The sequence below is a fragment of the Comamonas sp. 23 genome, from assembly GCF_049601575.1.
GTDB lineage: Bacteria > Pseudomonadota > Gammaproteobacteria > Burkholderiales > Burkholderiaceae_C > Comamonas > Comamonas squillarum.
Map to the genome: position 1 here is coordinate 3,156,396 of NZ_CP187127.1, position 25,995 is coordinate 3,182,390.

Here is a 25,995-nt window from a genome sequence, read left to right on the forward strand (position 1 = left end):
CAGACAGCGCCCGGCGGCAATTCGCCGTACCATGGCACAGCGCCAGTGCCCGCTCACCAACATAGTCGCCAGTACCCTGCGCGTGACTCCCGCCCCATCCCCCCTTTGCCCCTCTGCCACCAGGAGCCTCCATGCCGATCGAACTGTGGTTTGCCTTTGTCGCAGCATCTGCCCTGCTGCTCATCATTCCGGGACCGACGATTCTCACGGTCATCAGCTATTCGATGGCCCAGGGGCGCCGCGCCAATGTACCGCTCGTCGCAGCAGTGGCGCTTGGCGATTCGACGGCGCTGGTGGTGTCGCTGCTGGGGCTGGGGGCGCTCTTGGCGGCGTCGGCCTGGTGGTTCACCGCCGTCAAATGGGCAGGCGGGCTCTACCTGCTCTACCTGGGCATCAAGCTCTTGCGCGCCGGCATCTCGCCGTCCGAGCTGGCTGATGCGTCTGTCTCCAGCTCCCGCTGGAAGCTGTTTGCCAACACCTACCTGGTCACGGCGCTCAACCCCAAAGGGATTGTGTTCTTCGTGGCATTTCTGCCGCAGTTCATCAGCGCCGAGGCACCGCTTGCGCGCCAGCTCTGGATTCTGGCCATCACCTTTGTCGTGATGGCCACCCTCAACGCCACGCTCTATGCCGCCTTTGCATCGTCTGCCAGAAAGCTGCTGTCTTCACCCAGGTCGCTGCGCTGGTTCAACATGGCAGGGGGTGGCCTGCTGTCGGCCGCCGGGGTCTGGGCGCTCTTGGCACGGCGGCCAGGCTAAGGCTCAGAGCCGAGGCTTGCGGCCGGTAGGCCGCCCGCTTGCGCTGCCCCGTTGCACCGCCCGTCCCGTCGCGGCGCCACATCAAGCCGCAGAAAACGCCGCCAGCATATGGCGCAGCAATTGCGACGCCACCGGCGACAGCGGCCGGCCGCTGCGGGTGACCACATGCAGCTGGCTGTGGTTGAGCACCGGGCTGGCCAGCGGCAGCGACACCAAAGTCTCCAGCGCCACCCCTTGGAGCGGAATGGAGCGCGGCGTCATGATGTAGCCCAGGCCCATCACCGCAAAATCCCACAGCACCTTGAACGAGTTGGTGGTCAGCATCGGCTGCAGGCGGATGTTCTCCTCCAGCTCGGCGGCCTGGATGTGCTTGCGCACGCCAAAGGATTCCTCCAGCGCCGCGCCCGGGTAAGGCGCCAGATCGGCCAGGCTCAACGGGCCCTGGTGGCTGGCCAGCGGGTGGCCCTTGCGCACATGCACCCGCACGGGGGCCAGCCGGGCATGGTGGGAGCGCAGGCGCGCATCGGCCGGCGGCTGGAACACGATGCCGATATGCGCGCGGTCCTCCAGAATGCACTGCACGGCCTCTTCGGTGCCGGCCACCTTGATGTGGTAGCGCACCTCGCCATGGGCCCGCACAAAATCCTGCAGCACCGGGCCCATCACCATGTCCAAGGTGCCCTCGCCCAGCACCAGGTCCAGGTGGCCGGATTGGGCGTTCTTGAGGCTGTTGACCTCGGCGACAAAGGTGTCGTGCAGGTCCTGCTGGCGGCGGGCAAACAGTGCCAGCATGCGGCCGGCATCGGTCACCACCACGCCCCGGCCGCGCCGCTCCAGCAGCACCAGGCCGGTGTCCTGCTCCAGCCGGGCGACCGTGCGGCTGACCATCGACGGGTCCACGGCCAGCACCTCAGCGGCGCCGCGCACCGAGCCGGTTTCCATGATCTGCAGCAGGCACAACGCCCGCTTGCGGTCCAGCACATCGTCCATCCCCAAGTTCAACATCGCTTGCCTCCGCCAATTGTTGCGATTCTTGCAACGTTTGATTGCCGGCGTTGTCATGGACGCGACGGATGGCAGTTTCGATAATGGTTTGACTTTTTTGTGACGGCCCCACCATGAACGCACCTATCAAACCCTCCATGCTATCTGCCGTACAGGCCCTTGCGCCTGAGTTTGTCGGCATCCGCCACCAGATCCATGCTTTCCCCGAGCTGGCGTTTGAAGAGCTGCGCACCAGTGACCTGGTGGCCGAGCGCCTGCAGTCCTGGGGCTATGAAGTACACCGGGGCCTGGGCAGCACCGGCGTCGTGGGCCGCCTCAAAAAAGGCCAGGGCAGCCGCAGCATCGGCATTCGTGCCGACATGGATGCGCTGCCGATCCAGGAAAAAACCGGCCTGCCCTATGCCAGCACCCTGAGCGGCAAGATGCATGCCTGCGGCCACGACGGCCACACGGCCATCTTGCTGTGCGCGGCGCGCTACCTGGCCGAATCGGTGGACTACAGCGGCACCCTGAACCTGATTTTTCAGCCAGCAGAAGAGAACGAAGGCGGCGCGCTGCGCATGGTCGATGACGGCCTGTTCGAGCAGTTCCCCTGCGATGAAATCTATGCGCTGCACAACACGCCGGGCCTGCCGGTGGGCCAGATCGGCATGATCACCGGCCCGGCGATGGCCTCGTTTGACCGTGCCACCGTCACCCTGACCGGGCGCTCGGCGCACGGCGCCATGCCCCACCATGGCATCGATGTGATGCAGGCCGCTGCCAGCATCGTGCTGGGCCTGCAGTCGCTGGTCAGCCGCGAGGTCGATGCCCTCAAATCGGCCGTCATCACCGTGGGCTCCATCCAGGCGGGCGCCACCTACAACATCGTGCCCGAGAGCGCGACGATCAAGATCGGCATCCGCGCGCTCAACCCCGAGGTGCGCAACCAGATCGAAACCCGGCTGCGCGACTTTGTCAGCGCCCAGGCGCAGAGCTACCAGCTCCAGGCCGATCTGCTGTATGAGCGCAAGTACCCGGTGCTGGTCAACCATGCCGCGCAGACCGAGCGTGCCCGCGAAGTGGCCACAAAACTGCTGGGCGCCGACAACGTGGTCACGCGCGGCCCGGTCATGGGCAGCGAGGACTTTGCCTACATGCTGGAGCACCGCCCCGGCGCCTATGTGCGGCTGGGCAATGGCCTGGGGCAGGACGGCGGTTGCATGGTGCACAACCCGCTGTATGACTTCAATGACAAGGCCCTGCCCATTGGCGCGGCCTTCTGGGCCAGCCTGGCACACAGCTATCTGCAATAAACCACCTAGCGAGAGCACCATGACCGCAACCCATCGCCGCCAGTTCCTTCAATACGCCAGCGTGCTGGCAGGCGCCCCGTGGCTGGCCACCCAACCGGCCTGGGCCGCCGATGGCTACCCCAGCAAGCCTCTGTCGCTGGTCGTCCCTTACCCCGCTGGCGGCGCCAGCGATACCGCCGCACGCATCTTTGGCGAATCCATTGGCAAGACGCTCAAGCAGCAGGTGGTGGTCGAGAACTACGGCGGCGGCACCGGCCTCATTGGCGCCAACAAGGTCCTGAGCGCGCAGGCCGACGCCTATACGTTCTTCCATGGCTCGATCAACGAGGTGTTTCTGGCCCCGATGCTCAACCCCTCGGCCCGCTATACCCCTAAGGATTTCAGCCTGGTCGCGCCGATCAGCGAAGCGCATATCGTGCTGCTGGCCCGCAATGGGCTGCAGGCCGATTCACTGGACAAGGTGATTGCGCTGGCCAAGCAAAGCAGCGCCAAACCGCTCACCTATGCCACCGTGGGCATTGATTCCATCTACCACCTGATGGGTGAGGCCTTGGCCACGCGCGTGGGGGCGCCCTTGCTGCATGTGCCCTACAAGGGCGGCGCCCCCGCCTTGCAAGGCGTGGCCGGTGGCGAGGTGGACCTGGCGATCCTGCCTTACCAGACCAGCTTTGATGCGATGCAGGCCCAGGGCCGGCTCAAGGTGGTCACCAGCTTTTCCAAGGAACTGCCCACGCCGCTGGCCCATATCCCGCTCATCAGCCAAAGCCAGCAGTTGCCTGACTTTGCCTACACCATCAGCGGCGGCTACTTTGTCAAGCAAGGCTGCCCGGCCGAGCGGGTCAGCCTGCTGCGCAATGCCATTGGCGCGGCGCTGCAAAACCCCGAGATCCGCGCCCGCCTGGAGGCCGAAGGCCGCACCGTTGCCCAGCCCACCGGCAGCCAGGCTGCTGCCAACCAGGCCTTTGACCAGTACCTGCTGCGCGTGGGTGAGCTGATCCGCACGGTGGGCCGCAAGCCCGTGGCCTGAGTCTGCCTTTCACGCCAGCCCTTGCATCGCAGGCTGGCCTGCTTCTTATGAACCCCTCCCCCATGGCGCCATCTAGTCCGCACTGTGGCGCACAAGGGCTGCGGCATGCTGTCACCCGCTGGGCAGCATGCCGCTTTTCGCGGTCGAAATTAGTACATAATATTGCACCACCAACAATCAGTTGCGCCAACTGCGTGCTAACAGGCAATGCATTCAGTAACGATTGGCACAAACCAGCGGGGCGTCCAATCCCTTGATTTGACGCGGATGTTGTGGGAAACCCTGCGAGCTCGCAGGCAAGCATTGAACTATTTATTGATTCGACCACTTGATAGCATTTAGCATGACCCGGGTGGATGTCTGCTTGGAATCCGCTAAGCTTTCGAAAAGCTGACATTTGTTGAATTTATGATTATTCAACAGTCATAGTTTTGACATATGATCTCGATTCCTCTGGAGGGAGGTAGAAGTAGAAGAAAAGGAAAACGACCTTGGAGCCCGCAGTCATGCGGGCTCTTTTTTTGTCAATTGCTGACGATTGCTCCAGGCATTCCCCTATTGGGCGCCAATAGCCGTCCTAGAATTTGACCATCGCTTTCGCCGAGTTCATGCGTACCCTCCCTCCCTCTCTTGATTTGCATGGACACCCTGTTTGACAGGATCGGCTTTCTTCTTGAATGCACTGCCGCCCCATTGGGGCGGCATTTTTTTTGGGCCACACGGTTGCCAGGCGCAATGGCAGGTCTTTGCGCCGTATCAAGGCAGTTGCGCGGGTGGCGCTCCAGCTCAGACCAGCGCCGTTGACAGGCCCTGCGTGGTGTGCACCGGCAGCTGCCACTGCCCGCCATCGTGCTCAGCGACCACCTCGATGCGCGGCGCATCACTGGTGACGCCGCCAAAGATGGTCGCGAACGCCGCATCGGCGGCATCACGGCCGGTAGCCAGCCGCATCATGCCCATCGGAATGGCGGTACCTGAAGGGTCAAACATGTACCAGCGCCCGCCCAGGTAGACCTCGACATAGGCATGGAAATCGGGCGGACCCAAGGCCGGGTCGGCGCCGTAATCGGTGCCTGTCACAAAGCGGGCAGGCAGGTTGATGGCGCGGCACATGGCAATCATCAGGTGCGCAAAATCGCGGCAAACGCCGACGCACTCGACCAAGGTATCGACGGCCGAGGTGGTACCGCTGCTGCTGTTGGAGCGGAACTTCACATGCTGCTGCACCCAGTTGCACACGGCCTGGGCACGCGCATAACCCGGGGCCTGTTGGCCGAACAGATCGTAGGCATAGGCGGCGAGCCGGTCGGACTGGCAGTAGCGGCTGGGGTAGATATAGCGCAGCGCTTCTAGCGGCAATTGGTAGAGCGGCACCTCGGCAATGCTCTCGGGGTCGTCGCTGTAGTGGCGCATCTCGACGGTGGCCTGGTAGTTGAGCTGGAGCGGGCCGCTTTGCGCCTGCAGCCGCAGGCTGCGCTGACCATCAGCATCTTGCTGCAGCTGCCAGGTGGCACCGGCCTGGTTGACGCTCAAGTGCTCTTGCACCACCGACTGCTGCGGGGTGAAGGCGGGGTGGAAGTTGAAGAAAAAGTCGGCGCTGGGGGTCAGCACCGTATAGGCAAGCTCCAAAGAATACTGCAATCGGATCATGGCGTGGGCTTCTGGGCCATCGTTGAGGAAGATTCCTGGCTGGGGGCAGATCCAGCCCGCATCCAAGTGGCAAACGGCTGCGCTGCAACCAGTGTGCAGCCAGATGCAGACGCCGTCTGTCAGGCAAACGCCCTGCTGCCTTGTGGTCCGCCGCTACCTGGCTGCAAGGCGGTGGTGACAGCCCCGCGCAGGCCCGTCGTACCAGCGCTGCTGCGCTTGTCCTACGGCCCGGGCGCGGTCAGCGCCGCACCATGGAAGCACCAGGACCCAAGTCCTCCACCAAACCCAGGAGCGCAGCATGACCCATCCTCAAGATCCCAAACTCAACCCCGATCCCATCACCGATGAGCCCGGAGCCCACCCCATTGGCACTGGCATTGGTGCCGCCGGTGGCGCGTTGACCGGCGCGGCCGCAGGCTCGGTCGCAGGGCCTGTCGGCACCGCCGTGGGCGGTGTCGTGGGCGCCGTGATTGGCGGCCTGGCCGGCAAGGGCGCTGCCGAGGCCGTCAACCCTACTGCCGAGGATGCCTACTGGGCCGACGCCTACCAGCGCGAGCCCTACTTTGCCGAAGGCTATACCTATGACGACTATGCGCCAGCCTACCGCGCCGGCTACCAGTCGGTGCGTGATGGCCTGGTCGATTGGGACGATGCGCGCAGCGACTGGGAGCGCCGCTGGCAGCAAGAGCGTGCCCAAAGCCGCCTGGGCTGGCCAGAGGCTGAGCCTGCTGTAAAGGCTGCGTGGGAACGCGCCAACCGCGCCTACAAGCAGACCAACCAGGGCTAAAACAGACTGCCCTTGAGACAACAACGCCGCGCCAGGCCATTGCCTGGCGCGGCGTTGTGCGTTCAGTAGGCGATGGCCGCTGCCAGCAGCCCCGAGGCTGCGGCAGCCAAGGCCAAGCGACTGGCGCGCTCGGGCGCATAGGTCAGCACCAGGCCCCAGGCCATCGCGGCCAAGGTCAGCAGGCCCAGCCAAGCGGCGATGCCGACCGAGGCGTTCCAGCGCTGCAAGCAGGCCATCAGCGATAGCAATAGCAAGGCGCTGCCGCCCGCCTGCCAGCCATGCCGCTGCGTGGGGGCGAGCGCGGCGGTACCCAGTGGTTCCTCATGGCGGTCCATGGCGGCCGCCAGCGCCGCAAAACCGGCAAAGGCCCACAGCAGACTTGCGATGGCGATCATCGTTGCTGCTCCATCGCGCTGGCCACGGCGGCATGCGGCGCCAGCAAACCGGTATCCGTGGCGGCTGGCTTGGCAGCGGCTGCCGGTTGGCGCGCTGCAGGGGTCGCAGTCTGCCCACTGCGCGCCAGCCACCACACGACCCAACCATGCAAGGCGGCCAGCGCCAGCATCATCAAGTCAAAACCGGCAATGCTCCACTGCGCATGCGCAATGCTTTGGGGCAGCCATGCACCGCCACTGAGGCCATTGAGCAGCGGCAACAAGGCCAGCAGCACGGCGGCCAGCAGCATCTGCTCGCGCCAGGCCTGGCGGTGCGGGCGCAGCAGGGGGTGCAGCAGGCATAGCGCCCACACCGTAAAGAAGCCGCGAATCTCCCAATCGCTGCGGCCAACCAGATCGGCAGGCAATAAGCGGTTGAACCAGAAGAACGAGGCCGTGGCGACCGACAGACCGGCGATCGCGCCCACATTGAGCACCTCCACCAGGCGGTGGCCATGGGGCGTGCGGCCGAGCTTGCGCCGCTCGGGCAGGCGCTTGACCACCCAGAGCACCATGCCGGTGGCTGCCATCGTGGTGCCGACCACGCCGCTCAAGAACAGCAGCCAGCGCACCAGCGGCTCGGCAAAGCGGCCCAGGTGCAGGCTCGATACGACATTGCTGGTCGCACGCGGCCACGAGATGGCAGCGGCCTCTGGCGCCTGGCGCGGCTCGCCGCTCACGCCATCAAACAGCAAGGTCGATGCCGCGCCCCGGTTGACCAGGCTGGAGCCCCCACCCTCGCGCAGCTCCACGGTCGCGCGGGCAGTGCCGGGAGCATTGACGGTGATACTGCCCACGCCATGCACCGGCCACTGCTGCAACGCTGCCTCCACCATCGGGCCCACGGGTGCCATTGCGACGGTTGCGACGGGCGTATTGGCATCGGCATCGGCATTGGCCTCGCGGCTGGCACGGCCGCCCTCACGCGGGCCATTACCGCTATTGGCATTGCCCGCGCCCGGCTGTGCCTGGCGGTTGCCCCGCAGCTCGGAGAAATAGGCACTGCTGTCGCCGCTGTAGGCGGTCTGCACGCCCCAGGGCATCAGCATGTTCATCAGCAGCACCAGGCCGCTGAACGTGATCACCAGGTGAAAAGGCAGCGCCAGCACGGCCGTGGCATTGTGCGCATCGAGCCAGGATCGCTGGCCCTTGCGTGGGCGGAAGGTGAAGAAGTCGCTGAAGATCTTCTTGTGCGTGATGACGCCGCTGATGATGGCCACCAGCATCAGCATCGTCGCAAAGCCCACAATCCAGCGACCCCAGATGCGCGGCATCGCATAGAGCTCGAAATGGAAGCGGTACAAGAAGCTGCCGCCCCGCGTCTCGCGCGGCTGCAGCTGCTCGCCGGTGCCGGCATCCAAGGTGGCGCGCTGGGTCCCGGCCCGGCCAGCCGCAGCACCGGGCTCGCGCCAGGAGGCCTCGATCGCCGTCTGGCGTTCATTGGGCAGCGACAAGGTCCAGGTCGTGGCCTTGGGCGCCATGGCCTGCATGGCATCCAGCCCGCGCTGGGCAGTGTCCGCATCGGGCACGGACTGGTGCAGCTCGGGCCGCATCCAGTCGGTGATCTCATTGCGAAAAAAGCTCAAGGTGCCGGTAAAGAACACCGCATACAGCAGCCAGCCCAGCAGCAGCCCGCTCCAGGTATGCAACCAGGCCATCGACTGCCGCAGGCCCTCGGGTTTGCCGTCGACCCTCATGCCGCTGCTCCCGGCGCCAGCACCCAGGCGATCAGCGCAAGGGCCGCCGCTGGCAGCGCAATGCCCAGCCAGGCGCGCACGGCCGTTGCACAGGCAAAGGCCCACATCGCCGCGATCGCGTAGACCACAAAGGCCAGCATCGTGGCCGCCATCGTCGCATCCACCCGGGCCATGCCCAGCGTTTGAAAGCCCACGGCCCCCGCTGCGGCAGAAGCCGCTGCCAAGGCATAACCGCCGCCAATGGCGGCGATGGCCCGCGACGCGACACGCGTGCGGTAGCCCAGCAGGCCGGCTGCAGGTGGGGGGGTGGGGGCTGTTTGCATCTTGACCATCCTGTGAACGGGGCCCGCCACAGCGGCATGGCCCGGGGCGCCTGAGCATGCCTGTGATACCGCAGGCCTGGCAGTGCCGCGCGGTATTTTAAATGAGAATGAGTCTTGATAAATGTTTGGACATCGATAAAGCTGCGGCTGAGCACCACCCGCAGGCATTCACGTCAAAAACGGCCCCGAAGGGCCGTCTCAAACCACCAGCGCTGAATTTGACCGGCTGCTCAACCCCGCCCGCGCTGCAGCAGCAGCCCCAGCGCCGCCAGCAGCGCAAAGGCCGCGCCGCAGACAAAGGTGGCCTGGTAGCCAATGGCATCCCAGAGCAGCCCGGCCATCACGCTGGCCAGCAGCAAGGCCACACCGGTGAGCAAATGGAAAATGCCAAAGGCCGTGCCGCGCAGCTCGGCCGGCGCGCTGTCGGCAATCATCGCGTTGAACAGGCCCTGGCTAAAACCCATATGCAGGCCCCACAGCGCCACGCCCAGCCCCAGGCCCAGCACACCGGGTACCAAGGCCAGCACCAGATCGGCGGCCACCAGCAAGAACAAGCCGGCGAGCAGCACATCCTGCCGGGGGCGGCGGTCCGACAGCGCCCCGGCCGGATAGGCCGACAGCGCGTAGGCCAGCCCCATGACCACCAGCACCGCAGGCGCCCACATGGGCGGCAGGCCGGCCGACTGCGCGCGCAAGACCAAAAACGCCTCGCTGAACCGCGCCAACGTGAACACCAGGCCCAGGCCCACCACCACCCAGTAAGCCCGGGGCAAACGCTGCAGCTCGCGCCTGCGCAAGGGCAGCTGGCGCGGCCGTTGGGCGACCGGCGTTGCGGGCTCTTTCACAAAAAACACCAGCACCGCCACCGCCGCAAACGCGGGCAGCACCGCCAGCCAGAACACCAGTTGGTAGTTGTCCGCCGTCCACCACATCAGGCCGATGGCCAGCAAGGGGCCGGTAAAGGCACCGATGGTGTCCAGGGTCTGGCGCAGACCGTAGGCGGTGCCGCGCAAATGCGGCGGCGTCACATCGGCCACCAGCGCATCACGGGGCGCGCCGCGAATGCCTTTGCCCACCCGGTCCACAAAGCGCGCGCCCACCAGCCATTCCAGGCCGCCTGCCAGCGGAAACACCGGCTTGGTCAGGGCGCCCAGGCCATAGCCCAGCACGGCCAGCAGCTTGCGCTTGCCAAAGCGGTCGCTGATCGCGCCGGAAAACACCTTGACGATGGAGGCCGTGGCCTCGGCGATGCCCTCGATCAGGCCCACCGCCAGTACCGAGGTGCCCAGCACCGCCACCATGTAGATCGGCAAGAGCGCATGCACCATCTCGGACGAGATATCCATCAGCATCGAGACAAAGCCCAGCGCCCAGACGCTGCGCGGCACTGCGCGTGCGCCGCGCTGCAACCCGCTGTCCGCTGCGGGCTCGGGGGTTTCAACGGTTTTCGTCATGCGCGTCATACACCCGTTGGGCATAGGCCTCCAGCAAGGATTCGCAGTGCTGCAGGCGCTCGGCCGCCGTCACTGCCAGCGGCGCGTCGTAAAAGTCCAGCTTGCGGATCTTCTCGTACCAGGCCTGCAGTTTTTTCAGGTCGGTCTCTTCTTCATCCAGCTCGGCATAAGTGAACTTCTCGATCGCGATCTCCTTGGCGATCTCGGCCTCGAAATCCTGGCAGCGGCCCAACAGTTCGCGGTACTCGTCGTCGCGGTCGGCCTTGAAGCGGGTGATGACCTTGTCCTCCTGCCGCCGGTCGAGCGCAATGGTCTCCAGCAGCACGCAGTCCCCGTCCATCGCGGCAATGTCGTTCTCCAGCACCTTGAGCCGGCGCACATGGTCATCGGTCTTGGGCAGCAGGCACACACCGTTTTGCAGGTACACGGCCCCCAGGGCCTTGAGGCGCCGCCACAGCGCCATGCGTTTGGCTGTGGGCTCGGCCGGGACTTTATAGGTCAGCAGCAACCATGTGATGGAATCCATCGATCATCCTAATTTGTGACGACCGTTTCATTTTAAGATTGACGAACAACTCCTAACAGCTGTGTCAGATGAATTTTCTATGACCCCTGCGCAAAGTCCTGCGCGGCATGCAGGCGTCAAAAAGCCCCGCGAGCGGGGCTGGCTGGGGGGCTGTGCGCGGCACTAGGTATCGGACTCTGGCGCCAGATCGCAAGGCCCGACCGAGAGGAAATCGTCTTCGAAAGAGGCCACGGCCTCGTCCAAGGCCCGCGTGATACGCTTGGCCACCTCGTCGCTGGCGACCAGCGCACTGTCGGCATCAAAAATGGCGGCCGCATCGGTGACCCCTGCGAGATAAGCCATCTTGAACAGCTTGATCTGGTCCGGGGTAACCACGGTGATTTGCAGCTCCGACAAAGACTTTGCACGGGATCTCATACGGCCTCCTCTGCGGGCGCATCGCAATGAAAAATCAGGTTTGCAACACACCAGCCTCCGACCGGTCAGATGTTGTCATCCTGCAGCTGTCACAAACATAGCATAGCAGTACCTGCTTGTTTCATATACAGCCCCCAATGACAGTCACTTGCGGCAATGGCTGACAGCAGGCGCGCCACCGGTGCGACCGCATGGACCACCATCTGGGAAGATGAAGATGCTTCTCCGAGACAGACGCCTGGGGGGTCGCGTGTGGAGTGCCTTGTCGGCAACCGCTCCCACCTCTGCAACGGTCAACCCACACCGCGTTTGGGGTATTTTCAGATTTACTAGACGACCGGTCTATTTTTTATTACCATCGAGCCCATGACCTTGACCCCAAAAGCGCAAGCCACCCGCCAGTACATCCTCGACACCGGGAACCAGCTCGTGCTGCGCAAAGGTTTTGCGGCTGTGGGCCTGCAGGAAATCCTCAAGACCTGCGGCGTGCCCAAAGGCTCGTTCTACCACTACTTCCCGTCGAAAGAGGCCTTTGGCTGCGCGTTGCTGCTGCAGTATGTCGAAGGCTATGGCCGCAAGGTGGATAGCCTGCTGGCAGCCGATGGCACGGGCTATGAACGCCTGATGCGCTACTGGGACGCCTGGATCGCAGCGCCCGGCGATGCGCACTGCGGCTGGGCCGAAGAATGCCTGGTGGTCAAGCTCGCGGCCGAGGTTGCTGACCTGTCGGAAGAAATGCGCCAGGTGCTCGATGGCGGCGTGCAGCGGCTGCTGGCCAGGATCGCTGCCGTCATTGACGAGGCGCGCAGCGATGGCTCGCTGCCTGCGGGCCCGCCGTCGCTGGTGGTCGCGCGTGTGCTCTACCAGATGTGGCTGGGCGCGGCGCTGCTGGCCAAGCTGAGCCAGGACCGATCGTCTCTGGTGCAAGCGCGGGCCGCCACCGTGCATTTGCTGACCTGCAACGCATCCACCCTCTCCTCTCCCCAACCCCTCCCTTCATCCCCCAAGGAGTCCCCATGAAAGTTCTATTGGTACTGACCTCGCACGACCGTCTTGGCGACACAGGCCGCAAGACCGGTTTCTGGCTGGAAGAATTTGCCGCGCCCTACTACGTATTCCAGGACGCAGGCGCCGAAATCACACTCGCATCCCCGCTGGGCGGCCAGCCGCCACTGGACCCCAAGAGCAACGAGCCCGATGCCCAGACTGCCGCCACCGAGCGCTTCCGCAAGGACCCGCAGGCACAGGCCGCGTTGGCGGCGACCACGCCACTGGCCCAGATCCAAGCCGATGACTTTGATGCCGTCTTCTACCCCGGTGGCCATGGCCCGCTGTGGGATCTCGCCAATGACGCCAAATCGATTGCACTGCTGGAGGCCTTTGAGCGCGCAGGCAAGCCGCTGGGTCTGGTCTGCCATGCGCCGGGCGCCCTCATCAAAGTTAAGGCCGCCGATGGCCAGCCCCTGGTGGCAGGCCGCCGCGTGACGGGGTTTACGAACAGCGAAGAAAACGCAGTTGGCCTCACTGCCGTGGTGCCCTTTTTGATTGAAGATGAATTCATCCGTCAGGGCGCCGACTACCACAAGGGCCCGGATTGGCAGGTGCATGTCGAGGTCGACGGGCGCCTGGTCACCGGCCAGAACCCCGCCAGCAGCGAAGCCGTGGCCCAGGCCCTGCTGTCGATGCTGGCCCAATAAGGACAGCCCCCATGCGCAGTGCGATTCACTCCACCTTTGGCGAGCCCGCCGAAGTCCTGACCCTGGGCGAGCAGCCCATGCCCCAACCCGCCGCCGGCGAGGTTCGCATCAAGACCTTGCTCGCCCCCATCCACAACCATGATCTTTGGACCATCCGTGGCCGCTACGGCTACAAGCCCGAGCTGCCCGCCATTGGCGGCAGCGAGGCCGTGGGCGTGGTCGATGCGCTCGGCGCTGGTGTCGAAGGCGTCACCCTGGGGCAGCGCGTTGCGGTAGCCGGCGTCCACGGAACCTGGGCCGAGCACTTTCTGGCGCCCGCGCGCCTGCTGGTGCCCGTGCCCGAGGCCATTTCCGATGAGGTAGCCGCCCAGCTCATCGCCATGCCGCTCAGTGCCTTGATGCTGCTGGAGTTCCTGAACGTGCAACCCGGTCAATGGATTGCGCAGAACACGGCCAATGGCGCCGTCGGCAAGACCCTGGCCATGCTGGCCAGCGCACGCGGCGTGCAGGTGCTCAACCTGGTGCGCCGCGATGCAGGTGTCGAGGAGCTCAGCCAGCTGGGCATTGCCAATGTCCTGTCCACCGCGCAAGCGGACTGGAAGCAAAGCGCCAGCGCGCTGCTCGGCCCCCAAGGTGCTTACGCCGCCGTCGATTCCATTGGCGGTGCATCCAGCGCAGCGCTATTGGCCTTGCTCGGCGAAGGCGGCACGCTGGTGTCGTTTGGCACCCTGGCCGGCGAGCCGATGCAGATTGATTCGGGCGCGATGATCTTCAAACAGGCCACCGTCAAAGGCTTTTGGGGCAGCAAGGTGAGCGAGGCCCTGTCCGCCCAGGACAAACGCCGCCTGATCACTGAGCTGATCCAACGCATTGTGGGTGGTGAACTGAAGCTGCCGACCGAGGCCATCTATGACCTGGGCGATGCCGCCCAAGCGGCCGCAGCCAGCCTGCAGCCGGGCCGCAAAGGCAAGGTGCTGCTCAGGCCTTGACTGTAGGCAATGCCCTCAGGCCACCGGCACTACCGTCACAAAGGGGTGGTTGCTGAAGGCCTGCACGGCATGGCTTTCGGGCGCGGCATCGGTGATCAGGGTCCACTGGCGGTGAATGGGCGACCAGTTCATCTGCGACTTGCGGCCCAGCTTTTCAGCAGTGGCCAGCAGATAGACCTCGCGCGTGCGGCGGAACAGCTTTTCCTTGAACCAGGCCTGCTCGATCGAGCCTTCGCAAACGCCAAACTCGGCATCGATGCCATCGGCGCTGCAAAACACCTTGTCGAATGTGAGGCGCTCGAGCGCCATGTCGGCGAGCGACCCGTAGACGCTCATGCTGCCCCGGCGCAGGTCGCCGCCGATCAAGGTGACGGGGATATCACGGCTGCTCAGCGTGTTCAGCGCCAGCAGGTTGTTGGTGATGATGCGCAGCGAATCGTCCTTGGGCAGTAGGCGCGCGAGCGCATCGGTGGTGGTGCCGCCATCGATAAAGATCGTGTCGCCCGGCTCGATCAGGCTGATGGCCTTGCGCGCGATCGCGGCCTTGGCCTCGCCGTCATGCACCTTGCGCAACTCCAGCGATTCTTCGGGCTCATGGCGGATGGGCGCCGCCACGGCGCCACCGTAGACGCGCAGCAGGCGGCCGTCCTGCTGCAGCGCCTGCAGGTCACGGCGCACGGTGGCCTCGGAGATGGCAAACCTCGCGCACAGCGCGGCGACATCGGTCATGCCCGAATGCACGGCATGCAAAATGGACTCTCGTCGGTTGGCGACCTTCATGGGATGCGTGGCTGGCTACAGCGCAATAGCGATAACGGATAAGAGCTTAACCGAGTCCGCAACGCCTCAACCCGATATGCCATGGGCCTGCAGGATTTCGCGCATCTGCGCCTCCTGCTCGGCGCTGATGCGCACGGGGTACTTGCTGTTGCCCACGTGGTAGCCCAGCAGTTGCACCGCGCGCTTGACGGCGGCTGGCGCAAAGCAGACCTTGTAGAGCGCCTCGCGCAGGCTAGTGACCCTCTCTTGCTGCTGGCGCGAGCCGGCAATGTCACCCGCGGCAAAGCGCGTCCAGATCGCATTGACCTCGCGCGGCGCCGCATTGGCCAGGCCCGATACAGCGCCGGCGCAGCCTTCGACAAAGCCTTGGTGGATCAGGCTGTCAGGCCCGTTGAACACGACAAAATCCGGCACTTCCTTGGCGACTTTCAGAAAACCGCTCAGGCTTTCATGGCTGCCGGCGCTGTCCTTGATACCCGCGATATTGGGGTGCGCGGCCAGGCGCTTGGCGGTCTCTGGCGCAATGGTGTTGCCGGTGCGCGCGGGGATGTTGTAGAGGTAAACGGGCACCTCCAGCGCATCGGCAATCGCGCTGAAATGCCCATGCAGCTCATCCTGCGACAGCGGCACAAACCAGGGCGTGATGGCGGCGACCGCATCCACACCCAGGCGGGCAATCTCGCGGCCTGCGCGGATGCATTCGGCCGTCGATACCTCGCCCACATGGCCGACCACGCTGGCGCGCCCAGCGACTTGCTCCATCGCCACCTCGGCGACGCGGCGCTTCTCCCCCTCGGTCAGCGCAAAGAATTCGCCATTCGTGCCGCCGCAGAAAATGCCGTTGCCCGCCTTGATCTGGCGGTCGATCTGCTCGCGGAACGGCGCCTCGGCAAAGCGGTCCTCCGCGTCCATGGGGGTGATGATGGCCGTCAGAATGCCTTGGAGTTTTTGCTTGTTTGCCATGGTGTTGTCTCAGTTAAACAGCTTCAGGTAGACCTTTTCGATATCGGCGCCCGTGACGGCCCCGGGCACATTCTTGATGAGGCGCTGCACATCGAGCGCGGCCTTCACCAGATCGGGCAGGTGATCGCGGCCAATGCCCAGCTCTTGCAGGCTGGCCGGCAGGCGCAGGCGCTGGACCAGATCGGCAAAGTAGGCCACCAGCGCATGCGATTTGCCTTCGTCGTCCAGCGCCATATTGGCACCGGGCACCAGCTCGTAAGCGCGTGCCAGCTTGGCAACGCACAGCGGGCGCAGCCATTCAAAGCAAGGCGCGAGCAAGATCGCATTGGCAACGCCATGCGGGATGTGGTACTTGCCGCCCAGCGGGTAGGACATGGCATGGACCAGGTGCGTGCCCGCATGGGCAATGCAGGCGCCGCCGTAGTACGAGGCCCAGAGCATATTGAGCTTGGCTTCGAGGTTGTCGGGTTCGGCTACCGAGAGCTCGATGTTCTCGAACAGCTTTTTCATGCCGATCATCGCGTAGTTGTCGGCGACCGGGTTGGCAATGCTGGCGGTAAAGCACTCGATCAGGTGGCAGAGCGCATCGACCCCGGTCGAAGCCGCAATTTTGTGCGGCATGGTCACCGTCAGCTCCGGCGCCAGGGCCACATAGTCGGGCAGCAGCACCGGGGAGATGATGCCCTGCTTGGTCTCGCGCGCAGGGATCGCCAGGATGGCATTGGGCGTGGCTTCCGAGCCCGTGCCCGCCGTCGTCGGCACCATCAGCGCCTTGACCCGCTGCGTGACCTTGGTGCCCGCCAGCAGCTCGGCCAAGCTGGGCGATTCGGCATGCGCCAGTGCCGACAGCAGCTTGGCCACATCCAGCACACTGCCGCCGCCCACGCCGACGACAAAGTCCACGCCGCGCAGATCGCGCTCTTGCAGAATCCGCTCTACATCCGCATCGGACGGCTCGGGCGGCACATCGTCAATCACCTGCACCTCGGCGGCCGCGCGCCGCAATTGGGCCAACAGCGCCTGCACGCCTGCGATGCCGGAGATGTTCTGGTCGCTGACAAACAGCAGCTTGTGCTTGCCGCTTACCAGGTAGGCGATGTCATCGAGGACCTTGTGGCCACTGAGGACGGTGCTGTGGATATGCATGTGTTTGTCTCCTGGATTTTTTAGCTGCGTGTTGCGAGTTCTGCGCCCTGGCGCAAAGCCTCCAAAAGGCTGCGCTCATCGGCAATGCCCTTGCCGGCAATGTCAAACGCCGTGCCGTGGTCCACCGAGGTGCGGATCACATCCAGCCCCACGGTGATGTTCACGCCCGCCTCCAGGCCCAGCACCTTGACGGGGCCATGGCCCTGGTCGTGGTACATGGCAACCACCAGGTCGAAATCACCGCGCCCGGCGCGGAAGAACAGCGTGTCGGCCGGCAGTGGGCCTTCAATGTCCATACCCTTGTCGCGCAGCTTCTGCACGGCGGGGATGATCTTTTCTTCTTCCTCACCATAGCCAAACAGGCCGTTCTCACCGGCATGCGGGTTGATGCCACACACTGCAATCCGTGGGTTGGCGATGCTCGCCTTGCGCAAGGTGTCGTAGCCGCGCTGGATGGTGCGCTCGACCAGGCCCGGCTCGATCTTGCGGATGGCATCGAGCAAGCCGATATGTGTGGTCACATGGATCACGCGCAGATTGGGCGCAACCAGCATCATCGAGACCTCTTCCACGCCCGTCAGGTGCGCCAGCATCTCCGTGTGGCCGGGAAACTTGTGGCCGCCGGCATGCAGTGCTTCCTTGTTCAGCGGCGCGGTGCAGATAGCGTCGATCTTTTGGGCCTTGGCCAGCTCCACCGCGCGCTCGATAAAGCGGAAGGCGGCATCACCCGCAATGGGCGAGAGCTTGCCAAAGGCCAGGTCATCCGGGATCAGCTGCAGATCAATGCAGTCGATGACGCCCCGCTCAAAGGCTGCATCGGCAATGTCCTCGATCGCCCGCACACGCACCTGAGTGCCCAGCAGCGCATTGGCCTTCTCCAGCCGCCTGGCGTCGCCAATGACCACGGCTTTGGCCAGGCTGTACAGGCTGTCGTTCGCAAAGCTCTTGACAATGATTTCAGGGCCCACGCCGGCAGCGTCTCCCATGGTGATTCCGATGACGGGCAGGGAATGGCTCATCTTTGCTTGCTTTCTGTAGGGAGTGGGTCGGTGTGGCCGCCATGGGTGCTGGCAGCCAGCAATGAATGGATGGCGCGGCTTGCGCGGTGCAGCGATGCGGGATGGCCAAAGGCTCCGGCCTTGGTGGCAATCCACTGGCGCGGGGTGTCTTGTTCGATGTCCTGGTTCTCGGTGATGCACAGCACCACGCCGGGCTCGCTCTCGGAATGCACGCGCAGGCGGCGCAGTTGCAGTTCTTCCAGTACCGCCCGGGCCGTTTCACCGCCGGTGATGACGAGACCTGCGGCGGCGGCCATGGGCGCGTGCAGCAAGCGGGCCAGCTGCCGTGCCAGCATCGGGCCTTCGGCCGGGTCGGTCTGCGCATCTGCTCCCAGGCTGACCACGACATCCAGGCCCTGGGCCACTTCGTCGCTGATGGTCTGCACCAGGGTCTGTACCAGCGTCTGCACCAGTTTCTGGCCTTGGGTCGTCTGCGCGTCGCTGCGCAACCAGCCAGGATGCACCACATGCAGCCGCGTGCCTGGCTGCTCGGCCAAATACGTGAGCTGCTGCTGCGCAATCGCCGACATGCTGCCAACGACGGTAACCACGCTGGGCAAACGCCCGGCGGCATGCGGTACATCCAAGGAACCGACCGATGCCGGCAAAGCCGGTACCTGCTGCGCCAGCGCATGCGACAGGCCGGCAGAGCACACGCAAAAAGCCTGCTCTACCTGGAGGCTAGCCTGGGCCAAGGTCTGCAGATGCTGGTCATGGAGCACATCCAATACCAGCGCCTGCACGCCCTGCTCACGTGCATGGGCAATTGCTTGTGCGGTCGCTTCTGGGCCTGCATCGAGCACGCTGGCGGGCAGGTTGTCGCAGCGCAGGCCGGCGGCATGCAGCTGCTGCGCCGCGCGGTCCTCGCGGTCTGCATGCTCCAGCTGCCAGGTAGCGGTATCGGCCAGGCGCACGCCGTGCACATACACCACGCCGCCCTGCATCGTGCGGCCCATCTGCGGGAAGGCAGGGGCCACCAGCGCAATGGCATGGAGCGCGCTTTGCAGCACCGCCACCTCCTGCGCCCAACCACCCCGCAAGGTGGAGTCGATTTTCTTGAGCACCCGGCGGCCCTGGGATGCTGGCGCGGCCAGCACTGCCTGCAGCTTGGCAGCAGCCTCAGCCGCCGTATCGCGCCGGCTATTTGTGTCTACCGTCAGCACATCCACATCGCTCTGGGCACCAGCGCTGGCTTGCGCATCCAGCAGCACGCTGGTGGAGAGACCAGCGCTCGCAAACCCCGCAGCGCAGTCGGCTGCACCGGAGAGGTCATCGGCGAGAACGAGGTAACGCGGGAGGGAACGCGGGCTCATGCAGGTGCTTTCGGTCGACTCAGTCATCACACCAAGCCTTAAAATTGATTGATTCAATCATAATTCAATCAAAGCGGGATAAAACAAGGGTTAACCCTTGATTCAACGCACCAGAAATGATCGATTTGATCGTGGAAGCAGTGAGTTTAGGTCGAACCCCATTACATCTGGCCCCATACGCACCGCCAATGTGCAGCGATTCCGCACCATGGTGCATGCACCAACTCGGGGAAAGTCCTGATTGGAGACTTTGGCAAAAAGAGTTCTGATCGAAGCGTTCAAAAAATTATCAATTTTGATTGTTTTGATCAAATAACCACCAAGAACCATTGCGTCTTCAGCCCTGAAGTCATATTTGAACCACCAGCCCTTGAGGTGTCCCACCATGTTCGCTTCCAACCCTGCTTCTGCCACCACGCGCCGCCGCTTTCTCCTTGCCAGCAGCCTGCTGCTGGGCCTCGCCCCGCTGGCCAGCCAAGCGGCAGACGCCGCCTATCCCGCCAAGCCCATCACCTTGATCGTGCCCTACCCGGCAGGCGGCGCCAACGATGCGGTGGGCCGTATCGTGGGCCAGAAGATGGGGGAGATCCTCAAGCAGTCCGTGATCGTTGACAACCGTGGCGGCGCGGGCACCACCATCGGCACCGCGCTGGCGGCCAAGGCGCCCGGTGACGGCTACACGCTGGTGCTGGGCTCCCTCTCCAGCCACGCGATCAGCCCGCACCTGTACCGCCAGCCCGGCTATGACGCGATCAAGGATTTCGCCCCGGTCGGCATGATCGGCGAAGCCCCCATCGTGCTGGAAGTCGCCACCAACTCGCCGTTCAAGGATGTCAAGCAGGTGGTGGAACAAGCGAAAAAGACGCCGGCCACCCTCACCTACGGCTCGGCCGGCAATGGCTCGCCGCTGCATTTGAGTGCCGAGCTGTTCAAGCGCGCCGCCAGCGTGGACATGACCCATGTGCCCTACAAGGGCGGCAATGCCCACACCATGGACCTGATGGGCGGCCGCATCGACATGATCTTTGACACCTTGACCAGCGCCACGCCACTGATCACCTCGGGCAAAGTGCGCCCCCTGGCCGTTGCCAGCACCGAGCGCCTGCCCGAGCTGCCCACTGTGCCCACCTTCGCCGAAAGCGGCTACCCCAACTTTGTCGTGAACGCCTGGTACGCCCTCTACGCCCCCGCCAAGACCAGCCCCGAAGTGCTGGCCAAACTCCACCAGGCACTCAACGAAGCCCTGGCCGATGCGGACGCCAAGGATCGCCTGACCAAGCTGGGCGTGCGCAGCAAGGCCAGCACCCAGGACGAGCTGGCCAAGTTCACCAAGGCCGAGCTGGACCGCTATGGTTCGGTGATCAGCGCGATTGGCTTGAAGATTGATTGATTTTTGAGGGGGCGTGTGCGGAGCCGATCGACCAGATCGGCTCCGTCAGTGCCAGCCAGCTGGATATTTGCTGCCCAGCAGCGCGGCGTTCAGAGCCCCCGATGCCTCTGGCCAGAACTACAATGCCAGGCCGTTCGACCCCATCCCCAGCGAACACGGTATGGATCTGGAGCCCCCGCATGTTGATTCGCCCTGCCCGTCTCACCGACGCCGCAGATTTACCAGCCATTGAAAAGTCTGCCGCCCAGCTGTATAGCGATGCCGCCGGCCTGGCCTGGCTGGCAGAAGGCCCGCTGATAGCGCAGGCTGCGCATGAAAGCCGCATCCTCCAACAATCGGTATGGGTGGCCGAGACGGATGAAGGAGTGCTGACCGGTTTCATCAGCACGGAGATTGTCGACACCGAGCTTCACATCTGGGAGTTATCCGTCCACACGGACTGGCAGCGCAGGGGCATCGGCCGCCTGCTCATGGCCAGTGCGTACCAGCACGCCCTGGCACAGGGGCTGAGCGCGCTGACCTTGACGACGTTTTCCGATGTGGCATGGTGTGCCCCTGCTTATGCCAGGCTGGGTTTTCAGCAGCTGCTGCAACCCGGGCAACGCCTCCAGGAAACCCTGGACGCCGAAGCCCTGCATGGATTGCCCCCAGGCAGGCGCATCGCAATGCGGCTGCCCATGGGCATGTTCACGCCGCGGCACTGATCAAGCTATGGCGCTTGCGGCGAGCCCTGCCCTGCCTCACCACCGAGCGTCTCATCCGGTCAATCCGGATTCTTCATAAAGTGAAACCGCATCAAGGTCCGCTCACGCGCCCGGCCGTGGTCCACCACCGGCTGCGGGTAATCGCGCCCCAGCTGCAGACCGCAGGCCTGCTGCTCCAGCGGCTTCATCGCAGCGGGAAAGTGGATATACCGGTCAGGCACCTTGGCGAGTTCTGGCAGATAGCGACGGATGAACTTGCCATCCGGGTCAAAACGCTCGGACTGGGTGATGGGGTTGAAGATGCGGAACCAGGGCTGGGCGTCGCAGCCCGTCGACGCCGCCCACTGCCAGCCGCCATTGTTCGATGACAGGTCATAGTCATTGAGGTGCTGGGCAAAAAAGCGCTCGCCCGCGCGCCAGTCAATGCCCAGGTCCTTGGTCAAAAAGCTGGCCACCACCATGCGCAGGCGGTTGTGCATATAACCGGTCTGCAGCAGCTGGCGCATGGCGGCGTCCACCAACGGGTACCCGGTGCGTGCCTCGCACCAGGCCTGCCACAGCTCAGGGGCGTCGTCCCACTGCACCTTGTCGTAGATGGGGCGGAACGACTGGGTCACCACCTGCGGGTGGTGCCAGAGAATCATCGCGTAAAAGTCGCGCCAGGCCAGCTCCGACAGCCAGGTCTGCGCGCCCTCGCAGCCCGTGCGCGCCTGCGCCACGGACAGGGCGGCCAGCTGGCGGATCGACACGGTGCCAAAGCGCAGATGCACCGACAGGTAGGAGACGCCCTTGACCGCCGGAAAATCCCGCGCGTCCTGGTAGGCCGCCATGCGCGGCAAAAAATCCTGCAGCAGCAGCTGCGCGCCCCGGCTGCCGGTGGGAATCTTGAGCGACGCCAGATTGCTGGGCTGAAAACCCAGATCGGCCAGCGACGGAATCGCCTCGCCCTTGGGCAATGCCGCCAGATGCCCGGCATAGCGCGCCACCGGGTAGGCCTTGCACTGGAAGGCATCAAGCTTTTGCAGCCAGGCGCGCTTGTAGGGCGTGAACACGCTGTAGGGATGGCCTTGCTGGGTCAGCACCTCATCGCGGTCCAGCAGCACCTGGTCCTTGTAATCGCTAAAGGCGATGCCGGCGGCTTGCAAATCGCCGGCCACGCGCGCATCGCGGGCAATGGCCTCGGGTTCGTAGTCGCGGTTGGTCAGCACCTCTTGCACGCCCAGCGCCTGCGCCAGCTGCACCACCTCTTGCACAGCCGGCCCATGGCGTACCAGCAGGCCCGCACCCGGCGCGCCGCTGCCCGCCGCCAACTGGCGCAGGTCATCGTCCAGCGCCAACACACTGGCATGGATAAAGTCCACCCGCCTGTCCTCGCGCGTGGGCAGCAGATCGAGGATGTCGGTGTCAAAAACGAAGACGCAATACACCTGCTCAAAGCGGCGCAAGGCATGGTAGAGAGCGGCATGGTCGTCGCAGCGCAAATCGCGACGCATCCACACCAGGGCGCGGCTGGCCATGGTTGATGGGTTTCCTGTTCTGGTTTTTGATGCAGCGGATGACAAGGCGGCAGCATGTAGTCCCAAGCTGGCCCCGCCATCCCAAGGGCGCTATTGTGCCGTGGCAGCGCGCCGCTGCATGTCAGCCAACAGGCTGGATGCCGCTTCCTTCTTGGGCTCGCGCGATGCTTTGCCTGGTCTTAGCGAAGCCGCGATCCGTCCGGGTTCTGGGCTTCTTCGTCGCGCCGGCTGGGATAGAAGGGTTTTTTCTCGTCAAGTCCATAAAACAGCTGGCCATGGATGCCCATCGCCTGCGCCTTGGCAAGCCGCCGGGTCCATAGGCTATCAAAGGCTTTGTCCAAGGCCGCCGCATCGGGTGCAGCTGCATAGACGTCGTCGATGAAGGCGATGTCCTGGCCGCTGGGGAAGATCAGCGCGAACTCCTGCTCCGTCGCAGCAAAGATGTCGTAGACGCAGTTCAGCGCGCCATCGATGACCTGGATGTTTTTCATGGATGTCGTGGTGCGGCAGCTGGGCCGCTGGCCAGCAACCGCGCTGCCCGGCTCAGTCGTCCGCAGCGGGGGCTGTTTCCAACCAGACGATGCTAGCCGGGTGGTGTTGCGCTATGGTGTCGAGCGCGCCAGCCAAAGTATCTGTGTCTTTCGGGTCCAAGGCGTAGTCAAAGCGCGAAAGGCCGCTCCCTGCCATAGCGCTAAACGCCTCTTGGGAAATCGCATTCAAGCCGCACCACAACGGCTGGCCCGTTTTTTCTGCTGCGATCAAGGCCTGCTGAAGGCCTTCGGGGGTGATTGCCAGGAAGACCATGGTTGTCCGTTTCTGCTGATCAGTCTTTGCGAGGACCCGAGGGGCCCTGGGTGCCATAGCATACTGTGCGTCCGTAATCAGCTCCAAGCACCAATATGAGTACCTGGGAACCCGTCACCGTCGATGCGTTGGAAGCGATTGTTGAAAAGCAACTCTCCAACTGCAGCACAGCGCAACAGGCGCTTTTCACTGGATGTCGGCAGCCTTTTTACCCGGTCCCCATCCATCGCCTGGGCCAGCTAGATGTGAACTGTCAAGAGGTTGTTTGCAGATTTGAGCCTGGCCATCGGGGTAATTCGACCAATGCCGCTGTGAGGCCTGTGCCAGTTGTAGTAATGCTGCCAGCGATGTAAGGCTTGTGCTCGCTCAGCTGAATTCTGGTATGTCCAACCATAGGCCCACTCGCGCAGCGCCGATTGGATGAATCGCTCGGCCTTGCCGTTGGTCTGTGGCCGGTACGGCCTGGTGAACTTGTGCTGCACGCCCAAGGCGTTGCAGGCCGCAGCGAACTCCCTTGAGCGGAATGCCGCACCGTTGTCGGTCAGCAGGCGTTTGATGCTCACTCCAAGCCCCGCGTAGTACGCCACGGCGTTGCGCAGAAAGGCGACGGCTTGCGGCGTTTTCTCGTCCGGATGCATAGCGGTAAAGGCAATGCGTGCGTGGTCGTCAATGGCCACGAACAGTGTCTCCCATCCCGCACCATCGACCGAATCGCGCCGATTGCCTGTGACGCGGTGGCTGGGCCGAACGATGCGCCCGAGCTTCTTGGTATCGATGTGCAGCATGTCTCCAGGCGCATCGTGCTCATAGCGAACCACGGGCTCGGACGGCTGCAGATCGCTGAGTCGAGACAGGCCCGCACGGGCCAATACCCGGCTCACGGTGGACGCCGAGACGCCTGCGTAGCTGGCAATGCGCGACTGCAGCATGCGGCGTTTGCGTAGCTCAACAATGAGTAAGGCCTTGGACTCGCAGATGGCTTTGGGAGAGCAAATGGGCCTGGAGGAAGCATCGGCCAGGGCTGCTTCGCCGCCCGAGAGGTAGCGGCCCAGCCACTTGCGAGCGGTCTGTGCGGTGACGCCTTGAAGGGCTCCGGCCTGAGAGGCATCCAGGCCTTGCAAGGTCATCTGTTTGACCATCTCCAGTCTCCGGGCAAAGGTAAGTCGGGCATGCTTATGAGTGTTCATCCGGTTGGCTGTCCTGAGTGGGTTGGGTGTTTGGCGACTTCCAGTCTCTCAAATCCAACCCGGATGAACACCGGATACAACCTATTGAACCTTCACAGCTAGAGCAGGTATTGGTCGTCGCCCACCTCCCCCACGGCCTGCTGTATTTCGAAGATGTCGAAGACGGTTTTGAGGTGGGGGAGCTGCAGCAGGACGGTGCACTCCATCCCCACAGCTGCGACCAGTTGGAGCTCAGGCATGTACTGCCACGGGAGAACGACTGAGGTTTGCGCCGCCTGATCGCCCCATCAGCGCATCACCAAGCCCCCATCCACCAACAACACCTGCCCCGTCATAAACCGGCTCAGGTCCGATGCCAGAAACAGCACCGGCCCGGCCACATCGTCGGGGCTGGCCAGGCGGCGCAGCGGGGTGGCAGCCATCAGCGATTCGCGGAAGGACTCGCGGGTTTGCGCGCTGCCCTGGGTGGGGTAGACGAGGCCCGGGGCGACGCAGTTGACGCGTATGCCAAAGGGCCCCAGCTCGCTGGCGAGGTTGCGGCTAAAGCCCACCAGCGAGGCCTTGGCCGTGCTGTAGTCGTGGTAGGCAACGACAGGGTGTTCCACCAAGTTGCTGCTGATATTGACAATGCTGCCCCGGGCGCGCTGGCGCATCTGTGGCAGCACGGCGCGGCAGACATGGAAGGCGCCGCCCACGGCGGCATCGAACTGCGCCTGGTAGTCGCTCCAGGCCAGTGCATCGAGCGGCTGGCGGCGCTCGGGGTCAAAGGCATAGGGGCGCAAGGCGTTGTTCACGACGATGTCGATGGGCCCGGCCTCTTGCGCAATGGCCTGGGCCATCGCGTCCACCGCGGCCGGGTTGCCCACATCAGCCTGCACGGCCCAGGCGTTGCCGCCAGCAGCCTGGCAGGCGGCCACGGTCTGGGCCGCTGCTGCCTCATTGGCCAGGTAGTTCACCGCCACGGTGGCGCCTTCGCGCGCAAAGGCCTGGGCGATGGCCGCTCCAATGCCCCGGCTGGCGCCGGTGACCAGCACCACCTTGCCGCGCAGATTCAAAGCACTGCTCTCCAGCATC

Annotated in this window: 29 protein-coding genes; 9 read left to right on the forward strand and 20 right to left on the reverse strand. The window is 64.2% G+C overall.

Annotated elements, in window-relative coordinates:
- The first annotated feature begins 131 nt into the window (after positions 1–131).
- Positions 132–758: a LysE family translocator gene (locus tag ACPEE1_RS14280; protein WP_423933387.1), complete on the forward strand. Its 627-nt coding sequence runs from the start codon at positions 132–134 to the stop codon at positions 756–758.
- Positions 759–839: 81 nt separating this feature from the next.
- Here the strand turns inward: ACPEE1_RS14280 and ACPEE1_RS14285 are convergent, their stop codons facing one another.
- Positions 840–1,748 (reverse strand): LysR family transcriptional regulator, encoded by a 909-nt coding sequence (locus tag ACPEE1_RS14285; protein WP_182345655.1) that lies wholly within the window; start codon positions 1,746–1,748, stop codon positions 840–842.
- Positions 1,749–1,876: 128 nt separating this feature from the next.
- Here ACPEE1_RS14285 and ACPEE1_RS14290 point away from each other — a divergent pair, with 128 nt between their 5' ends.
- Together ACPEE1_RS14290 and ACPEE1_RS14295 are read left to right on the forward strand one after the other, a co-directional pair.
- Positions 1,877–3,058 carry a M20 aminoacylase family protein gene (locus ACPEE1_RS14290; protein WP_423933390.1) on the forward strand — a complete coding sequence of 394 codons (1,182 nt, stop codon included), beginning with the start codon at positions 1,877–1,879 and terminating at the stop codon, positions 3,056–3,058.
- 19 nt (positions 3,059–3,077) lie between these two features.
- Positions 3,078–4,085, forward strand: coding sequence for a Bug family tripartite tricarboxylate transporter substrate binding protein (locus ACPEE1_RS14295; protein ID WP_423933392.1), 1,008 nt, complete (start codon positions 3,078–3,080; stop codon positions 4,083–4,085).
- Positions 4,086–4,871: 786 nt separating this feature from the next.
- On the opposite strand, the gene ACPEE1_RS14300 is transcribed toward ACPEE1_RS14295, so the two are convergent.
- The gene (locus ACPEE1_RS14300; RefSeq protein ID WP_423933395.1) at positions 4,872–5,735 is read right to left on the reverse strand and encodes a transglutaminase-like domain-containing protein; all 864 of its coding nucleotides are present in this window, start codon (positions 5,733–5,735) and stop codon (positions 4,872–4,874) included.
- 298 nt (positions 5,736–6,033) lie between these two features.
- Here ACPEE1_RS14300 and ACPEE1_RS14305 point away from each other — a divergent pair, with 298 nt between their 5' ends.
- Positions 6,034–6,522: a hypothetical protein gene (locus ACPEE1_RS14305; RefSeq protein ID WP_116926920.1), complete on the forward strand. Its 489-nt coding sequence runs from the start codon at positions 6,034–6,036 to the stop codon at positions 6,520–6,522.
- A 62-nt stretch (positions 6,523–6,584) separates the two neighbouring features.
- Here ACPEE1_RS14305 and ACPEE1_RS14310 read toward each other — a convergent pair whose 3' ends face one another.
- The 6 genes from ACPEE1_RS14310 to ACPEE1_RS14335 all read right to left on the reverse strand — a co-directional run bounded on the left by ACPEE1_RS14310 (position 6,585) and on the right by ACPEE1_RS14335 (position 11,373).
- Positions 6,585–6,917, reverse strand: a complete 333-nt coding sequence (locus ACPEE1_RS14310; RefSeq protein WP_423933398.1) for a DUF3325 family protein — start codon at positions 6,915–6,917, stop codon at positions 6,585–6,587.
- Positions 6,914–8,653 (reverse strand): PepSY-associated TM helix domain-containing protein, encoded by a 1,740-nt coding sequence (locus ACPEE1_RS14315; protein WP_423933401.1) that lies wholly within the window; start codon positions 8,651–8,653, stop codon positions 6,914–6,916. Before ACPEE1_RS14315 ends, ACPEE1_RS14310 begins: the two co-directional genes overlap by 4 nt.
- On the reverse strand, positions 8,650–8,976 hold the full coding sequence (locus tag ACPEE1_RS14320) for a DUF3649 domain-containing protein (protein ID WP_232539315.1): 327 nt from the start codon (positions 8,974–8,976) through the stop codon (positions 8,650–8,652). The genes ACPEE1_RS14315 and ACPEE1_RS14320 overlap by 4 nt, the downstream gene beginning before the upstream one ends.
- Positions 8,977–9,206: 230 nt before the next feature.
- Positions 9,207–10,430: an MFS transporter gene (locus ACPEE1_RS14325; RefSeq protein WP_423933404.1), complete on the reverse strand. Its 1,224-nt coding sequence runs from the start codon at positions 10,428–10,430 to the stop codon at positions 9,207–9,209.
- The gene (locus ACPEE1_RS14330) at positions 10,414–10,956 is read right to left on the reverse strand and encodes a Chromate resistance protein ChrB (protein ID WP_423933406.1); all 543 of its coding nucleotides are present in this window, start codon (positions 10,954–10,956) and stop codon (positions 10,414–10,416) included. The genes ACPEE1_RS14325 and ACPEE1_RS14330 overlap by 17 nt, the downstream gene beginning before the upstream one ends.
- A gap of 162 nt (positions 10,957–11,118) precedes the next feature.
- On the reverse strand, positions 11,119–11,373 hold the full coding sequence (locus ACPEE1_RS14335; protein WP_133248188.1) for a hypothetical protein: 255 nt from the start codon (positions 11,371–11,373) through the stop codon (positions 11,119–11,121).
- A 366-nt stretch (positions 11,374–11,739) separates the two neighbouring features.
- Here ACPEE1_RS14335 and ACPEE1_RS14340 point away from each other — a divergent pair, with 366 nt between their 5' ends.
- From ACPEE1_RS14340 to ACPEE1_RS14350, 3 genes are read left to right on the forward strand one after another with little or no spacing between them, the layout of a single operon-like run.
- The gene (locus tag ACPEE1_RS14340; protein ID WP_423933409.1) at positions 11,740–12,393 is read left to right on the forward strand and encodes a TetR/AcrR family transcriptional regulator; all 654 of its coding nucleotides are present in this window, start codon (positions 11,740–11,742) and stop codon (positions 12,391–12,393) included.
- A complete protein-coding gene (locus tag ACPEE1_RS14345; RefSeq protein WP_423933412.1) occupies positions 12,390–13,070 on the forward strand; it encodes a type 1 glutamine amidotransferase domain-containing protein in 681 nt (226 codons plus the stop codon). Before ACPEE1_RS14340 ends, ACPEE1_RS14345 begins: the two co-directional genes overlap by 4 nt.
- 11 nt (positions 13,071–13,081) lie before the next feature.
- Positions 13,082–14,059 (forward strand): zinc-binding dehydrogenase, encoded by a 978-nt coding sequence (locus tag ACPEE1_RS14350; protein ID WP_423933415.1) that lies wholly within the window; start codon positions 13,082–13,084, stop codon positions 14,057–14,059.
- Between the two features lie 15 nt (positions 14,060–14,074).
- Here the strand turns inward: ACPEE1_RS14350 and ACPEE1_RS14355 are convergent, their stop codons facing one another.
- The 6 genes from ACPEE1_RS14355 to ACPEE1_RS14380 form a co-directional block, all read right to left on the reverse strand.
- The gene (locus ACPEE1_RS14355) at positions 14,075–14,839 is read right to left on the reverse strand and encodes a DeoR/GlpR family DNA-binding transcription regulator (RefSeq protein ID WP_423933418.1); all 765 of its coding nucleotides are present in this window, start codon (positions 14,837–14,839) and stop codon (positions 14,075–14,077) included.
- A 66-nt stretch (positions 14,840–14,905) separates the two neighbouring features.
- On the reverse strand, positions 14,906–15,802 hold the full coding sequence (locus ACPEE1_RS14360) for a dihydrodipicolinate synthase family protein (RefSeq protein WP_116926930.1): 897 nt from the start codon (positions 15,800–15,802) through the stop codon (positions 14,906–14,908).
- A gap of 9 nt (positions 15,803–15,811) precedes the next feature.
- Positions 15,812–16,948, reverse strand: a complete 1,137-nt coding sequence (locus tag ACPEE1_RS14365; RefSeq protein WP_423933421.1) for an iron-containing alcohol dehydrogenase — start codon at positions 16,946–16,948, stop codon at positions 15,812–15,814.
- A gap of 20 nt (positions 16,949–16,968) precedes the next feature.
- Positions 16,969–17,967, reverse strand: a complete 999-nt coding sequence (gene pdxA / locus ACPEE1_RS14370; RefSeq protein WP_260719365.1) for a 4-hydroxythreonine-4-phosphate dehydrogenase PdxA — start codon at positions 17,965–17,967, stop codon at positions 16,969–16,971.
- Positions 17,964–19,319 (reverse strand): four-carbon acid sugar kinase family protein, encoded by a 1,356-nt coding sequence (locus ACPEE1_RS14375; protein WP_423933425.1) that lies wholly within the window; start codon positions 19,317–19,319, stop codon positions 17,964–17,966. Before ACPEE1_RS14375 ends, pdxA begins: the two co-directional genes overlap by 4 nt.
- A 102-nt stretch (positions 19,320–19,421) precedes the next feature.
- Positions 19,422–19,706, reverse strand: coding sequence for a hypothetical protein (locus ACPEE1_RS14380; protein ID WP_182340683.1), 285 nt, complete (start codon positions 19,704–19,706; stop codon positions 19,422–19,424).
- Between ACPEE1_RS14380 and ACPEE1_RS14385 the strand changes: the two genes are divergently transcribed.
- A complete protein-coding gene (locus tag ACPEE1_RS14385; protein WP_116926934.1) occupies positions 19,705–20,709 on the forward strand; it encodes a Bug family tripartite tricarboxylate transporter substrate binding protein in 1,005 nt (334 codons plus the stop codon). The genes ACPEE1_RS14380 and ACPEE1_RS14385 overlap by 2 nt on opposite strands.
- A 179-nt stretch (positions 20,710–20,888) precedes the next feature.
- Positions 20,889–21,413: a GNAT family N-acetyltransferase gene (locus ACPEE1_RS14390; RefSeq protein ID WP_423933429.1), complete on the forward strand. Its 525-nt coding sequence runs from the start codon at positions 20,889–20,891 to the stop codon at positions 21,411–21,413.
- A 59-nt stretch (positions 21,414–21,472) separates the two neighbouring features.
- Here ACPEE1_RS14390 and ACPEE1_RS14395 read toward each other — a convergent pair whose 3' ends face one another.
- The 6 genes from ACPEE1_RS14395 to ACPEE1_RS14420 form a co-directional block, all read right to left on the reverse strand.
- Entirely contained in the window at positions 21,473–22,930 is a 1,458-nt protein-coding gene (locus tag ACPEE1_RS14395; RefSeq protein ID WP_116926936.1) for a cryptochrome/photolyase family protein, read from the reverse strand.
- Positions 22,931–23,109: 179 nt separating this feature from the next.
- On the reverse strand, positions 23,110–23,421 hold the full coding sequence (locus ACPEE1_RS14400) for a hypothetical protein (RefSeq protein WP_116926937.1): 312 nt from the start codon (positions 23,419–23,421) through the stop codon (positions 23,110–23,112).
- A 52-nt stretch (positions 23,422–23,473) separates the two neighbouring features.
- Entirely contained in the window at positions 23,474–23,734 is a 261-nt protein-coding gene (locus ACPEE1_RS14405) for a hypothetical protein (RefSeq protein ID WP_116926992.1), read from the reverse strand.
- A 239-nt stretch (positions 23,735–23,973) separates the two neighbouring features.
- Positions 23,974–24,921, reverse strand: coding sequence for an IS481 family transposase (locus ACPEE1_RS14410; RefSeq protein ID WP_423933434.1), 948 nt, complete (start codon positions 24,919–24,921; stop codon positions 23,974–23,976).
- Between the two features lie 98 nt (positions 24,922–25,019).
- Positions 25,020–25,160, reverse strand: coding sequence for a hypothetical protein (locus ACPEE1_RS14415; RefSeq protein WP_423933436.1), 141 nt, complete (start codon positions 25,158–25,160; stop codon positions 25,020–25,022).
- A gap of 48 nt (positions 25,161–25,208) precedes the next feature.
- The gene (locus ACPEE1_RS14420) at positions 25,209–25,994 is read right to left on the reverse strand and encodes an SDR family oxidoreductase (RefSeq protein ID WP_243419396.1); all 786 of its coding nucleotides are present in this window, start codon (positions 25,992–25,994) and stop codon (positions 25,209–25,211) included.
- Position 25,995: the final 1 nt, after the last annotated feature.

Excerpts from the sequence above, each read along its gene's own strand:
- ACPEE1_RS14400 (WP_116926937.1), bottom strand. The coding sequence starts at position 23,421 with ATGAAAAACATCCAGGTCATCGATGGCGCGCTGAACTGCGTCTACGAC.
- ACPEE1_RS14365 (WP_423933421.1), bottom strand. The coding sequence starts at position 16,948 with ATGCATATCCACAGCACCGTCCTCAGTGGCCACAAGGTCCTCGATGAC.
- ACPEE1_RS14410 (WP_423933434.1), bottom strand. The coding sequence starts at position 24,921 with ATGAACACTCATAAGCATGCCCGACTTACCTTTGCCCGGAGACTGGAG.
- ACPEE1_RS14345 (WP_423933412.1), top strand. The coding sequence starts at position 12,390 with ATGAAAGTTCTATTGGTACTGACCTCGCACGACCGTCTTGGCGACACA.
- ACPEE1_RS14390 (WP_423933429.1), top strand. The coding sequence starts at position 20,889 with ATGTTGATTCGCCCTGCCCGTCTCACCGACGCCGCAGATTTACCAGCC.
- ACPEE1_RS14295 (WP_423933392.1), top strand. The coding sequence starts at position 3,078 with ATGACCGCAACCCATCGCCGCCAGTTCCTTCAATACGCCAGCGTGCTG.
- ACPEE1_RS14310 (WP_423933398.1), bottom strand. The coding sequence starts at position 6,917 with ATGATCGCCATCGCAAGTCTGCTGTGGGCCTTTGCCGGTTTTGCGGCG.
- ACPEE1_RS14375 (WP_423933425.1), bottom strand. The coding sequence starts at position 19,319 with ATGAGCCCGCGTTCCCTCCCGCGTTACCTCGTTCTCGCCGATGACCTC.
- ACPEE1_RS14405 (WP_116926992.1), bottom strand. The coding sequence starts at position 23,734 with ATGGTCTTCCTGGCAATCACCCCCGAAGGCCTTCAGCAGGCCTTGATC.
- ACPEE1_RS14415 (WP_423933436.1), bottom strand. The coding sequence starts at position 25,160 with ATGCCTGAGCTCCAACTGGTCGCAGCTGTGGGGATGGAGTGCACCGTC.
- ACPEE1_RS14330 (WP_423933406.1), bottom strand. The coding sequence starts at position 10,956 with ATGGATTCCATCACATGGTTGCTGCTGACCTATAAAGTCCCGGCCGAG.
- ACPEE1_RS14385 (WP_116926934.1), top strand. The coding sequence starts at position 19,705 with ATGTTCGCTTCCAACCCTGCTTCTGCCACCACGCGCCGCCGCTTTCTC.
- ACPEE1_RS14335 (WP_133248188.1), bottom strand. The coding sequence starts at position 11,373 with ATGAGATCCCGTGCAAAGTCTTTGTCGGAGCTGCAAATCACCGTGGTT.
- ACPEE1_RS14305 (WP_116926920.1), top strand. The coding sequence starts at position 6,034 with ATGACCCATCCTCAAGATCCCAAACTCAACCCCGATCCCATCACCGAT.
- ACPEE1_RS14325 (WP_423933404.1), bottom strand. The coding sequence starts at position 10,430 with ATGACGAAAACCGTTGAAACCCCCGAGCCCGCAGCGGACAGCGGGTTG.
- ACPEE1_RS14340 (WP_423933409.1), top strand. The coding sequence starts at position 11,740 with ATGACCTTGACCCCAAAAGCGCAAGCCACCCGCCAGTACATCCTCGAC.
- pdxA (WP_260719365.1), bottom strand. The coding sequence starts at position 17,967 with ATGAGCCATTCCCTGCCCGTCATCGGAATCACCATGGGAGACGCTGCC.
- ACPEE1_RS14395 (WP_116926936.1), bottom strand. The coding sequence starts at position 22,930 with ATGGCCAGCCGCGCCCTGGTGTGGATGCGTCGCGATTTGCGCTGCGAC.
- ACPEE1_RS14380 (WP_182340683.1), bottom strand. The coding sequence starts at position 19,706 with ATGGTGGGACACCTCAAGGGCTGGTGGTTCAAATATGACTTCAGGGCT.
- ACPEE1_RS14285 (WP_182345655.1), bottom strand. The coding sequence starts at position 1,748 with ATGGACGATGTGCTGGACCGCAAGCGGGCGTTGTGCCTGCTGCAGATC.
- ACPEE1_RS14300 (WP_423933395.1), bottom strand. The coding sequence starts at position 5,735 with ATGATCCGATTGCAGTATTCTTTGGAGCTTGCCTATACGGTGCTGACC.
- ACPEE1_RS14360 (WP_116926930.1), bottom strand. The coding sequence starts at position 15,802 with ATGGCAAACAAGCAAAAACTCCAAGGCATTCTGACGGCCATCATCACC.
- ACPEE1_RS14420 (WP_243419396.1), bottom strand. The coding sequence starts at position 25,994 with ATGCTGGAGAGCAGTGCTTTGAATCTGCGCGGCAAGGTGGTGCTGGTC.
- ACPEE1_RS14280 (WP_423933387.1), top strand. The coding sequence starts at position 132 with ATGCCGATCGAACTGTGGTTTGCCTTTGTCGCAGCATCTGCCCTGCTG.
- ACPEE1_RS14350 (WP_423933415.1), top strand. The coding sequence starts at position 13,082 with ATGCGCAGTGCGATTCACTCCACCTTTGGCGAGCCCGCCGAAGTCCTG.
- ACPEE1_RS14320 (WP_232539315.1), bottom strand. The coding sequence starts at position 8,976 with ATGCAAACAGCCCCCACCCCCCCACCTGCAGCCGGCCTGCTGGGCTAC.
- ACPEE1_RS14290 (WP_423933390.1), top strand. The coding sequence starts at position 1,877 with ATGAACGCACCTATCAAACCCTCCATGCTATCTGCCGTACAGGCCCTT.
- ACPEE1_RS14315 (WP_423933401.1), bottom strand. The coding sequence starts at position 8,653 with ATGAGGGTCGACGGCAAACCCGAGGGCCTGCGGCAGTCGATGGCCTGG.
- ACPEE1_RS14355 (WP_423933418.1), bottom strand. The coding sequence starts at position 14,839 with ATGAAGGTCGCCAACCGACGAGAGTCCATTTTGCATGCCGTGCATTCG.